At 63.0% G+C, this 12449-nt stretch carries 9 protein-coding genes; 1 reads left to right on the forward strand and 8 read right to left on the reverse strand.

The window, feature by feature from the left end; all coding sequences use genetic code 11:
- Positions 1–58 precede the first annotated feature (58 nt).
- The gene (locus tag QEN71_RS23335) at positions 59–1516 is read left to right on the forward strand and encodes an HDOD domain-containing protein (RefSeq protein WP_201657460.1); all 1458 of its coding nucleotides are present in this window, start codon (positions 59–61) and stop codon (positions 1514–1516) included.
- 106 nt (positions 1517–1622) lie between these two features.
- On the opposite strand, the gene QEN71_RS23340 is transcribed toward QEN71_RS23335, so the two are convergent.
- The 8 genes from QEN71_RS23340 to QEN71_RS23375 form a co-directional block, all read right to left on the reverse strand.
- Positions 1623–3002, reverse strand: coding sequence for an EAL and HDOD domain-containing protein (locus QEN71_RS23340; protein WP_201657463.1), 1380 nt, complete (start codon positions 3000–3002; stop codon positions 1623–1625).
- Positions 3003–3323: 321 nt separating this feature from the next.
- Positions 3324–4121 (reverse strand): ABC transporter substrate-binding protein, encoded by a 798-nt coding sequence (locus tag QEN71_RS23345; RefSeq protein WP_201657465.1) that lies wholly within the window; start codon positions 4119–4121, stop codon positions 3324–3326.
- A gap of 911 nt (positions 4122–5032) precedes the next feature.
- Positions 5033–6091: a succinylglutamate desuccinylase gene (gene astE / locus QEN71_RS23350; RefSeq protein WP_201657468.1), complete on the reverse strand. Its 1059-nt coding sequence runs from the start codon at positions 6089–6091 to the stop codon at positions 5033–5035.
- Entirely contained in the window at positions 6075–7415 is a 1341-nt protein-coding gene (astB, locus tag QEN71_RS23355) for an N-succinylarginine dihydrolase (protein ID WP_201657471.1), read from the reverse strand. The genes astE and astB overlap by 17 nt, the downstream gene beginning before the upstream one ends.
- 9 nt (positions 7416–7424) lie before the next feature.
- Complete coding sequence (astD, locus tag QEN71_RS23360) at positions 7425–8888, reverse strand: succinylglutamate-semialdehyde dehydrogenase (protein ID WP_201657473.1); 1464 nt, start codon at positions 8886–8888, stop codon at positions 7425–7427.
- An 8-nt stretch (positions 8889–8896) separates the two neighbouring features.
- The gene (gene astA / locus QEN71_RS23365) at positions 8897–9922 is read right to left on the reverse strand and encodes an arginine N-succinyltransferase (protein ID WP_201657477.1); all 1026 of its coding nucleotides are present in this window, start codon (positions 9920–9922) and stop codon (positions 8897–8899) included.
- Positions 9919–10971: an arginine/ornithine succinyltransferase subunit alpha gene (gene aruF, locus QEN71_RS23370; RefSeq protein WP_201657480.1), complete on the reverse strand. Its 1053-nt coding sequence runs from the start codon at positions 10969–10971 to the stop codon at positions 9919–9921. The genes astA and aruF overlap by 4 nt, the downstream gene beginning before the upstream one ends.
- 38 nt (positions 10972–11009) lie before the next feature.
- A complete protein-coding gene (locus QEN71_RS23375; RefSeq protein WP_201657483.1) occupies positions 11010–12239 on the reverse strand; it encodes an aspartate aminotransferase family protein in 1230 nt (409 codons plus the stop codon).
- Between the last annotated feature and the right edge of the window lie 210 nt (positions 12240–12449).

A 12449-nucleotide genomic window follows, 5' to 3' on the forward strand; every position in this document is an offset into this window, starting at 1 on the left:
ACCGGCTACGTCACGACGTGCCACTCACTGGAAACTGTATGCCTCTTGCGGGACTTACATGCTAAAGGCTGCGCTGCTTGAACGGCTCTGGGCTCGCATGAACGAGCGCGGCGATTTTCCGATGCTGCAGCAGTCGCTTCGCACAACGATGGCCGCGATGAGCAATGACGACCTCGATTTCAGCGGGATCGTCCAGATTGTGCTCTCCGACTTCGCGCTGACCCAGAAGGTACTGCGTCTCGCGAATTCGGCGATGTACATGGCGTTCGGCGGCAACATCACCACCGTCTCGCGCGCGCTCATGGTGCTCGGCATGGATGCCGTCGGACACCTCGTCGTCGGCCTGAAGATCGTCGATCACTTTCATCACAGCGCGCCGCGCCGTATCGATGCGAAGCTCGAACTCAACCGCACCATGCTGTCCGGCTGCGTCGCGCGCAAGCTCACCGAGCGCGGCGATCTGCGCCAGGGCGAAGAAGCTGTTGTCTGCACGCTGATGCGCCAGATCGGCAAACTGCTCGTCGTGTTCTATCTCGATGCCGAGTGGGATCAGATTCGCCGTCAGGTCGACACGGGCATGGGCGAGAACGAAGCCTGCGAGAGCGTACTCGGCGTGACGTTCGAAGAAATCGGTCTTGAAGCGGCGACGCGCTGGCGTCTGCCCGAACTGATCCGCGTCGGCATGACCGAGTTCGATCCGCTGCAGGAAGACGAGCCGCGCCAGGTGCAATGGCTGCGCGCGATCACGAACTACTCGACGGAAGTCGCGAACGTGCTGACGCAGCCGCATCTGCCCGAGTCGCAGCGCGACGTGCGCATAGCGGAACTCGCGCAGCGCTACAGCCGCACGCTCAACACCGATCCCGACGTGCTCGTCGACATGAGCCTCACGCTCGCCGAAGAAGAAACCCGCGACGGCTTGATGCGCGAGATCTTCGAACTGCGCGCGAACGCCGATGCAATCGCGCGCGAGTCGGTCGATCCCGAATCGTGCATCCGCGCGGGCGTCCGCGAATTGCAGGCTTTGCCGAGCGACAGCGGACTCGCGCCCGCGCTCGCGATGGCCTCGGAAACAGTGCTCGCGGGGCTGCAGTTCGAGCGCACGGTCGTGTTCGTGCGACATGGCAGCGGCATCTTCAAGGCATCGATGGGATTCGGCGCGAAGATCGATGCGGCGCTGCCCAAGCTGAGCTTCGCGACGGCCTTCGAGCCCGACGTGTTCCATCTCGCGATTGCGAACTCCGTCGGCATCTTCATCGAAAACGCGCGCGATCCGAAAATGCACGCGCGTCTGCCGGACTGGTATCGCCGCGCGTTCGACGGCGTGCATTCGTTCGTGCTGTTGCCCGTTGTGCTGGAGAACAAGTCGACGGTCGCCCTGCTCTATGGAGACTGGGCGCATCACGATCTGCCGCGCCGCATTTCGCAGCGGGAAATGGCCGCGCTCAACGAACTGGCACGCGAGTTGGGCAGGTTCTTTGCCTATGCGCCCGTGAGCGAGCTGGAGACGCTTTAAAGCTGGACGCGTCGCCGGTTGTCTGGTTTGCTTGTAGCGACGTCCTCTTCCATCCGCATGCGCGGCTCATGCATTCGAGCCGCGCATCGTCTTGCTTCAACCTGCTTCAGTCTTCGATCCGCTCCAGCCCCGTCGCCTCCGCGCTGCGATCGGCGATGCCGGCCCATGCGGCGGCGACGAGCCCCATCTGCGCGATATCGCTGACTTGCAGACCTTCGAGCTGCGCACACGCGCTTTCAATTTCCGCCCATGCGCCGCGCTCGAGCGCTTCGATCAGCGTGAGCAACTTGCCGAGCGCGCCTTCGCGCAGCAGGATCGCATCGCGGATCGGCTTGGACAGCGCCAGCACATTGAGCGTATGTTCGAGCGAGCCGCCGAACACCGAATCGACGAACGAGAACACGCCTGTCAGAAAGGCTGCATCGGCTTCGTCGCGACCGGCTTCGGGCAGATGTTCGACGGCCAGTTCCATGAAACGCGCGCGCGTCGCGGCGAGTTGCAGCAGCGGATCGTCTTCGAGCGCGACCTTGCGGCCGTCCGCGTACAGCAGCAGTTGCGTCCAGCGCGCGATGCGGTTCGTGCCCGTCGCGTTGATCGCTTCGCGCAACGTCGTGACCTTGCGGCCCATCGCGAGACCGCTCGAATTGGCGAGGCGCATCAGATGCATCACGAGCACCGGATTCAGCTTCAGTTCCGCTTCGAGCTGCGCGACGGTCGGCTCGCCGCCGAGCAGTTGCAGCAGGTTCAGCAGCGCATGACGCGGCGCGCTGACCTTGCGGGCGGCGGCGCCCTGCGGATGCGCGAAGTAATAACCCTGAAAGCGGTCGAAGCCGAGACTGAGCGCCTGTTCGAACACTTCCTGCGACTCGACGCCCATCGCGATCAGCAGCTTGCCCGCCGACTTCAGCACGCTCGCGAACTTGGGCAGCATCGCCTGCGGGATGCGGTTCATGTCGATCTTCACGGCATCGACGTATGGCAGCAGACGCGCGAAGGTTTCATCGGCTTGCGCGACGTTGTCGATCACGAAGCGATAACGGCGGCCGTGCAACTCGACAAGGCGCGCGATCAGTGTGTCGTCGGCGACGATGTCGGGCGACAACTGGAACATGAAGCGCTCGGCGGGCAGACTGCGGATGGCCTCGTCGAATAGCAGTTCACGCGTGATGGGAAGATAGCCCGGATGATTGGCGAGCGCCGCGCGCACGTCGTGCTGCAAGACCGTCTTGATGAAGAGTTCGGCGGCGCTCGGGCCGGCTTTCGGCTGCTCGCTTTCCCCGTCTTCTGCGGCTTCGGCGGGTTCAGCCACTGGCGCTTGATACAGCTTGAGTTCGAACGCGCACAGCATGTTGTCGCGGTTCAGGATGGGCTGACGGGCAAACGAAACGTTTGCGCGAGCGTCCTGCGTAGTGCCTGGTTGAATGCCTGGCTGAATGCCCGGAACGCCTTCTGCCAGGCGTTCGTCTGCGACTGCGGTGGTGGTCATTCCCGGTCCCCTGTCGACCCGGGTTCGCGCTTGCGCGCCGAACCGGATTCCGTGCAAGTAGTTGTGGCGAAGCGTTGCGCTTCGTGCTCTCGTCTGTTCGGTATTGTTTTCTCGACGATTCTGTCCGACCTGTCGAGCCGTCGTTCCCCGTGCGCCGATTTTAGCGCACGCAGACTTGCACAGGGGCACGGCGAAGCGAAAAAAGACTATAAAACAAGGGCAAAAATGCAACTGGCCGCGCAAGGCGGCCAGTCTGTGGTGCGGCGTGCTGTCGTGCCGATCCGGCATCCGGCGCATGATCCGCGCCGGATGCCGTGTGCATTACTTGAGCACGACCTTCACGTCGAAGTACTTTGCGGCGAGGCGATCGATCGTGCCGTCCGCCTTCAGTTCCTTGAGCGCCTGGTTGACGGCGCCCTTCAGCTGCGCGTCGCCCTTGCGAAGACCGAAGCCGACGCCCGAACCGAGCAGCTTCTCGTCGGAGACAGCCGGGCCGGCAAATTCGAAGCCTGCGCCTTGCGACTTCTTGAGGAAGCCCTTCGATGCCGCTTCCGCATCCTGGAACGACGCATCGAGGCGACCCGCGACGAGGTCCGCGTAGACCTGATCCTGCGTCTGATACGGGATCACGTCGACGCCGTTCGGCGCCCACTTCGCTTTCGCGTAGGTTTCCTGGATCGTGCCTTGCAGCACGCCGACGTGCTTGCCCTTGAGCGAAGCGGGCGTCGGCTGCAGGCCGCTGCCCTTCTTCGCGATCATCTGGTTGGGAATCACGTAGATGGGATCGGTGAAGTCGATAACGGCGCGGCGCTGATCGGTGATCGACATATCCGAGTTGATCGCGCTGAACTTGCGGGCTTGCAGCGCGGGGATGAGGCCGTCGAACGAATTCTCGACCCACACGCATCGGGTCTTGAGCTTGGCGCAGACGGCGTTGCCGATATCGATGTCGAAGCCTTGCAGATCGCCGGCGGGCGACTTCGATTCGAAGGGAGCGTAGGACGCTTCGACGCCGAAGCGGATTTCCTTGATTTCGGAGGCTGTTGCTGTTGTTGTTGCTGTTATGGCTGCGCCGGCCAGTGCTGCGAGCGTTAGCGTCTTCTGCCAATTCATTTTCATTATTGCTTTCCTCAGGAAGTACATGGGGCGAGGTGTTTGATTCGCCCCGGCGTGCGGAAGATCATTGCAACGCCAAAATTGCCGTTCAAAGAGCGTTCGTGGATTTGGTGCGGCGCACCAGGCGCTTCACAAAGCCGGCGATTTTACAGGGTGTTTTGATTTAGCTACCGCGGGGTGGGGTTTGGTCGTCTCTTCTGAGTGTGATTCCTGTTTTCGCTTCGAGCGTCGAAGATGCAAGTTTTTGTCGTAGAGGGACAATGTTTTTTCGTGCGACGCAGTCGGTGGTTTTTTTCTGTGCTGGCATCCGCGAATTCGTATCGGTCGGTTTTTTTTGCTGCGCTGGCGTCCGCGAATTCATATCGGGTCTTCATACGTTGCCCCTGTGCGGGGCGGCACCTACTTTTCTTTGCAGCGGCAAAGAAAAGTAGGCAAAAGAAAGCCGCTTCAAACCTCCGGTGCCCGCCAGGATAACGCTACGGCACACGTTCTTTGAGCTGTCGCGCAGTGACGCAAACACTCCGTAGAAAGCCCGCAGTCAGGCGCGCGCGGCGCGAAAGATGACATCCACCTGGGGCACATTCGGTCGGCTTGGTCTTGTCCGTTTGCCGTCGGCCCAATTGCGGCGGTATGTGCTCGAGACCGTGTTGGGTTTTCGCGCCGTGCGCGGTTGACTGTGGGCTTTCTACAGAGTGCGGCCATCGCTGCGCGACAGCTCAACTGCGGCATGCCGTAGTGCGAACCTGGCGGGCACTGGAGGTTCAAACGCGGCTTTCTTTTGCCTACTTTTCTTTGCCGCTGCAAAGAAAAGTAGGTGCCGCCCCGCACAGGGGCAACGCATGAAGCACCGATACGAACTCGCGGATGCCAGCGCAGCAAAAAAAGCATGGCGACTAGCGTCGCAGACAAAAAAACTACGTCAACGACCGATGACACTCATCAGTAGTTTCAACAACAAGCAACCCCGCCCGCAATCCAGGCTTCACAGTCGCATTAGGAAACACGATGCGCTCCTCATCATGCCGCACGACATACCGATACTCCCCGTCCCGTGCGAGAACAGTATCGCGCCCAAAAGCAGTGAAATTGGCAACATCATTAGCAAACAGCAACTCGAACGAATCACTCTGCTTGGTGATCTGATCGATGACGGTAAACACGCGCGGCAACGCCAGAGAAGCATCGCCCTGCCCGTCGGCAATCAAAAGCCGCAACGCAGAATCAGCCGAAGCAAACCGCGAAAGGTCGTTCTCGCCAAAAGCACGAACTTTCCCGAGTTCCAGCGTGCACGCATCGGCACCACACGCCTCGGCGGTGAAATGCGAATACGTGTTGCCCTTCGTAGTATGCAAGAGAACAGCCGCAATCCGCGCATCCCGCAACCACTCGAACATCGCACGCGACAGCGGCTCACCCGTATGCGGCAGCAGCGCAAACTGTTCGAACACGGACGCGCGGATCGCCGTGTGCATATCGACATGCCAACGCGCACCCGGCGCATCCGCTGCATCGGCAAAGAACCGCACAGCGATCCGCTCCAGCGCCGCAGCCCGCGGCGCCTCATGGCTCGCAGGCAACTGCGCATGACGCCCGCTGAACAGCCGGTTCAGATCGTCGTCGATGTAGCGGCACGAGTCGCGCATCGCCTGCACGTTGCCGAGAATCACCAGCAACCGGCAAGCAAGCGCAGCGCTCCCGTTCGCGATGTCCCGCACGAGAAACGACAGCAGCTCGATGGGCGCCGTTTCGTCGCCATGAATACCCGCCGACGCGAGCACGCTGCGCACCTCGCCGTGCGATGGAGAAGCAAGCTCAGAAGCAGGCTCGAACTGCAACACGCCATCGTCGATCCACGTCCAGCGCACGCCGTTCGCGCACACGCCCTCGCGCGCATCGTCGGCTGGCTGCTTACCAGCCAGCGTGAACCCGAGAAAATCGTCGAGCATCATCGACGTATCAGCGCTGGAAGTCATACAGCGAACCCAGGCCGAGAATCTGCGTCAATTCATCGAGCGCCGTGCGCGACTCGTTCAGCAACTTCGGATCGGCGAGATCGGCAGGCGCGAGGCGATCGCGATAGTGCGTCTCGATCCATCCGTCCAGCCGCGCGAACAGCATGTCGTCGATCCACACGCCCGGCGTCACCGCGCCGCGCTCCGCCTCGTTCAGCACGACGCGCAGCCGCAAGCACGCCGGGCCGCCGCCGTTCTTCATGCTCTCGCGCAGATCGAAAACCAGCACGTCATCGATAGGCGCCGTGCTTTGCGCAAGTTCATCGAGGTACGCCGCCACTCGCGGATTCTCGCGACACTCCTGCGGCACGACCAGCACCTGCTTGCCGTCGCCGCGCAACAGCAGCTGGCTGTTGAACAGATACGACGTCACGGCATCGGCGACACTCACCTGCGCGTCCGGTACTTCGATCACGTTGAACTCGCCGTTGAGCTTCGCCATTTTCGCGCGCAGTTCGTCGTACACGGCCTTCTGATCGACAAACGCCAACTGATGACAAAACAGCGTGCGCGCATTACCGACAGCGATCACGTCGTTATGAAACACGCCTGCGTCGATCACTTCCGGCGTCTGCTGCGCGTACACGGTTGCCTCGTCGGAGAGGCCATGACGATGCGCGACGGCGCGGCTCGCCTCGAACGTCTGACGCGCGGGATAACGCTTCGGCTCCGGTCCGCGCCGATATTCGCTGCGTCCATACACGAAGAACTCGACGCCCTTCGCGCCATACTCTGCGCAAAAACGCGTGTGATTCGCCGCGCCTTCGTCGCCGAGTGCGGGCGTGCCGGGCAGCGCCTCGTGCACGACGAAGTGCGACGGGTCCGCGAACATCGCGCGCAACGTGCGGCGCGTCGATTCATGCTCGATCGCGCGATGCAGCTTGCTTGTCAGGTTGGCGGGCGTGAAGTGCACGCGGCCATCCTGCGTGTCCGCTGAAGGGCTCACTGTGGCCGCATTCGCCGTCCACATCGCCGACGCGGAACTCGCGGCCGCGAGCAGTTCGGGCGCGTTCTTCGCCACGCGTTCGATCACGCTCGCTTCGTCGCCGGAAAAGCCGAGTTCGCGCAACAGGCGCATCGACGGACGCTCCTGCGGCGGCAGCACGCCCTGTTTGAAACCGAGGTCCGCGAGCTGCTTCATCTTGCGCAACCCCTGCTTCGCGGCCATCTTCGGATTCGCGATGGACTTGTCGTTGCTCTGCGACGCGACGTTGCCGAACGACAGCCCTGCATAGTTGTGAGTCGGTCCGACGAGTCCGTCGAAATTGGCTTCAGTGGCTTGCATCGTCGATCCTTAGAAATGAAGACCCGGCGACACGCTCGCGGGCATCTGCAGTTGCGCGCTTTCGACGGAGGCCATCGGATACGCGCAGTAATCGGCTGCGTAGTACGCGCTCGGCCGGTTGTTGCCCGAGCGGCCCGTGCCGCCGAACGGCGCCGCCGACGACGCACCGTTAGTCGGCCGGTTCCAGTTCACGATGCCGGCGCGGATCGTGCGCTGGAAGTGCGTCCACAGCATTTCGTCGTCGGCGAGCAGGCCCGCCGACAGACCGAACTCGGTGTCGTTCGCGCCCGAGATTGCTTCATCGAACGAGCCGTAACGGACGATCTGCGCGAGTGGCCCGAAATGCTCTTCGTCGGGCAGGTTCTGCACGTTCGTGACGTCGAGAATCGCGGGCGACACGAAGCCGAGCTTCGGGTCGCGCTGTTCCATCGTCAGCAACGGCTTCGCGCCGTCGGCGATCAGACGCGTCTGTGCTTCGACGAGACGCGCCGCCGCGCGCGCCGAAATCACGGCACCCATGTACGGTTGCGGATCGGCGTTGTACTCGCCCACCGCGATACGCGAACTCACTTCGACGAAACGCTCGACGAAGCGATCGCCGAATGCATCGTTCGGCACGAAGATGCGGCGCGCGCACGTGCAGCGCTGCCCCGCCGACAGAAACGCCGATTGAATCGTGTGATGCACGGCGCCGTCGAGATCGGCGACGGGCGCGATCACGAGCGGATTGTTGCCGCCCATCTCCAGCGCGAGCACGATCTCGGGACGGCCGCCGAACTGCTTGTGCAGCAGCGTGCCCGTATCGGAACTGCCCGTGAAGAAGAGGCCGTCGATCTGCCGGTGATTCGCCAGCGCGATACCCGTGTCCTTCTCGCCTTGCACGAGATTCAGCACGCCCGCAGGCAGGCCCGCGTCGCGCCACACCTGGACCGTCGCGCGCGCGACGCCGGGCGCCAGTTCGGAAGGCTTGAATACGACCGTGTTCCCCGCGATCAATGCGGGCACGATATGTCCGTTCGGCAAATGCCCCGGAAAGTTGTACGGACCGAACACGGCGACGACGCCATGCGGACGATGACGCAGCACAGCCGTGCCATCCGCCATCGCGGTGCGCCGCTCGCCCGTGCGCTCGTTGTACGACTGGATCGAGATGTCGACCTTCGCGGCCATCGACGCGACTTCCGTGCGCGCTTCCCACAACGGCTTGCCCGTCTCGCGGCCAATCGCTTCGGCGATCGATTCCTTGCGCTCGTTGATCAGCGCAGCGAAACGGCGCACGACGGCGATGCGTTCGTCGAGGCTCACGGCCGACCACATCGCGAACGCACGGCGCGCGCTCATCACGGCGCGGTCGACGTCTTCCGCCGACGCGCTATTGCCTTCCCACACCGTCGCGCCCGTGCCCGGGTTGCGCGATGCGAATGCGTGTCCTGTGCCGGCGATCCATTCGCCGTCGATGAAAAGCTCGCTCATGTTCGTCCTTATTTCTGTTTCAGGGGCAGCACGCGCACCGGCTCGCCTGCCTTCACGTTCAATGCCACCGCTTCGTCCGCCGTCAGACGGAACACGCCGTTCTCGACTACGCCCGCCGCGACACCCGTACGGAAATCGTCGAGCAACGTGTTCGAGACCAGCGAACGCGGGCCGTTTTCCTGCGCATCGTGCGCGACGATTTCGACGGGCGCGACGACGCTCTCGCGCACCGTGCGCAAATCGGCGACGTGGCATTCGAGTACGGGGCCCGCGTCGAAAATATCGACGTGATTCTCGTAACGCAGCCCTTCCGCTTCGAGCATCTTGCGGGCGGGCAGCGTGTCGCTGTGCGTCAGCGCGATCGCGTGCTGCGCTTCTTCAGGCAGCAGCTCGACATACACCGGGAAACGCGGCATCAACTCGGCCAGAAACGACTTGCGTCCGTGCGAACTGAGGTAATCTGCGGCGTTGAAGTCGATCTGATAGAAGTGCGAGCCGACCGCGCGCCAGAACGGCGACGTGCCGTCCGCGTCGAAATGCCCGCGCAATTCCGCGCAGATGCGCTGCGGAAAGCGGTCGCGAAACTGCGCGATGAACATGAAACGCGAACGCGACAGCAAGCCGCCCACGCCATGCGCTCGATAACGCGGGCTCAAAAACAGCGAACACACTTCCGCGTAACCCGTCAGATCGTGCGAAATGTTGAGCGCGCGCATGCGCGTCCAGATGCCGAGATCCTGCGACGCATGCACCACCGTGCTCACGCGATAGTTATAGAACGGCTGCTCCAGCCCGACGGCCGTTTCGATGCCGCACACGCCCGCGATGTCCTTCGTCTGCGAATCTTCCATCACGAAGAAGTAGCCCTTCTCGTGCGGCGCGGCCTTGTCCTCGAGCGTGCGACGCGCGCGCGCAATGCGCGCCGCGAGCGCATCGCGATCCGGCTTGAAAGTCGTGAGACCGGGGCCCGTCTCCTGAGCGAGCGCGACGAGCGCGTCCACATCGCCCGTCTGCACGACGCGAACGACGATCATTGTGCTTCTCCCGTAGTCTGTTTCGGTTCCTGCTGATGCAGCGGCACGCAGCGCACCGTGTCGCCATCGCGCACGTCGAGCGCATGACGCGCGGCGGCGGGCAGCGGCGCGCCCTCTTCCGTTTGCGCGGGCAGATCGGCCAGCACGCAGCGGAATTCGCCCGGCTTGTTGCTCGCGATCAGATACGTCGCACCGTTCTGCGCCGACGCTTCGCGCACCGCGCGCGATTCGTTGCGCTTCACGCATGCGGCGCGATCGATCTGCGCCGTCAGCACGGGGCCCGCGTCGAAGATATCGACGTAGCGGTCCGTTTCGAAACCTTCTTCCATGTGGATGTCGTACGCGAGCAGCGCCTTTTCGTCGGGCTCGCCGAGTACGCGCTGCGCGGCTTCGGGCAGGAGCGGCACATAGATCGGATAGCTCGGCATCACTTCGGCGATGAACGTGCTGCTGCGGCCGCCCGACTGCACCTCGATATCGGCGAAATTGCGGCCGAAGAATTTGCGCCCCACGGCTTCCCAGAACGGCGACACACCTGCGTCGTCCGTCACGCCGAGCAGCAGCGAGAACACTTCCGACGTGAAGCGCTGACGGTTCGCGGCGATGTACATCATCCGCGCGCGCGACATCAGATGCGCGGCGGCGTCGCCCCGCATCTCGGGATCGATATAGAAACCCGCGAGACGGCTCTTGCCCGTCAGTTCATGCGACATCGTCAGCGCGTGGATCTTGCGGTTCACATGCAGTTCGCGCGATGCGTGAATCAGGGCATCGTTGCGGAACACGTAGAACGGCTCCGAGTAACCTGCTGCCGCGACGATGCTCGCCGTGCCGTGCAGCTTGCCCGTCTCGCTGTCTTCCAGCACGAAGAGATAGAACTCCTCGCCCGGAAAATCGACTTCCGCGCGAAACGAGTCTTCCGACAACGCGACGCGCGCCTCCAGCGCGCGCCGGTCGTGCGGCAGCGAATGCAGCACCGGCTGCGCGTTGCGCGCCATCTGCTGCAAGGCGTCGAGATCGGCCAGACGGCCTGGGCGGACGAAGAGCATCGTGGTCTCGTGTGTTCTCGTGAGTTGAGATGGATCGGTTACTTGGCGAGCGCCGTCGCACCGACGACTTCCTCGACCGCCTTTTCGAAGCGCGCGAGACCTTCGTTCATGACGTCGACGGGAATGATCAGCGACGGCGCGAAACGCAGCACGTCCGGGCCCGCCATCAGCATGATCACGCCGTGCTTGCCTGCCGCCGTCACGAAGTCTTTCGCGCGGCCCGCGTAGGCTTCCGTGAGTTCGGCGCCGATCAGCAGGCCCTTGCCGCGCACGTCCTTGAAGATGCCGAAGCGTTCGTTGATCTTCGCGAGCGTCGCCTTCAGCTGTTCGCTGCGCGAGCGCACGCCTTCGAGCACTTTCGGGTCGCTGACGAGATCGACCACTTTCAGCGCGATCGCGGTCGCGAGCGGATTGCCGCCGTACGTCGTGCCGTGCACGCCGACCTTGAAGTGCGCGGCGAGTTCGTTCGTCGTCAGCATGGCGCCGATCGGGAAGCCGTTGCCGAGCGCCTTGGCCGTCGTGAGGATGTCGGGCGTGACGCCCGTGTCCTGATACGCATAGAAAAAGCCCGTGCGGCCGACGCCCGTTTGCACTTCGTCGAAAATCAGCAGTGCGCCGTGCTGGTCGCAGGCTTCGCGCAGCGCCTTGAGGAATGCGGGATCGGCGGGAATCACGCCGCCTTCGCCCTGCACCGGCTCGACGATGACCGCACAGGTCTTCGGACCGATGGCCGCGCGCGCGGCGGCGATGTCGTTGTAAGGCAGATGCTTGATGCCGGCGGGCACGGGGCCGAACCCTTCCGAGTACTTCGGCTGACCGCCGACGCTCACCGTGAAGAACGTGCGGCCGTGGAACGACTGCGTGAACGAGACGATTTCGTCTTTTTCTGCGCCGAAGCGGTCGAAGGCGACGCGGCGCGCGAGTTTCAGAGCCGCTTCATTGGCTTCCGCGCCGGAGTTCGCGAAGAATGCGCGATCGGCGAACGTGAGCTCTTCCAGACGCTTGGCGAGACGCAGAACGGGTTCGTTCGTGTAACCGTTACCGATGTGCCAGAGTTTTGCGCCCTGATCGTGCAGAACCTTCATCAGTTCGGGGTGCGCGTGACCGAGCGCCGTGACGGCGATACCGCCCGCGAAGTCGACGTAGTCCTTGCCTTGCGTGTCCCAGACGCGGGAGCCCTCGCCGCGGTCCGGCACGAAGGACGCGGGGGAGAAGACGGGGACCATGACTTCATCGAAGGTCTGGCGGGTCACATTCTGGTCGTTCATGGTGGGGCCTCGAGGCTCGTTCAGGGTAGTGGTTTGTAGTTTAGGTGAGAGGCGGGGGATGTTCTTGCGTGGAAGCGACTCGTTTTTTTGTTGTTCTGGGGTTTTTTGTCTGCGACGCTAGTCGCCATTCTGGTCTTTTTGGTTCTGTCTGCGACGCAGTCGCTCATTCTGGGCTTTACGCTGGCATCCGCGGTTTCGTATCGGTGCTTC

It is taken from the genome of Paraburkholderia sabiae (assembly GCF_030412785.1).
Classification (GTDB): domain Bacteria; phylum Pseudomonadota; class Gammaproteobacteria; order Burkholderiales; family Burkholderiaceae; genus Paraburkholderia; species Paraburkholderia sabiae.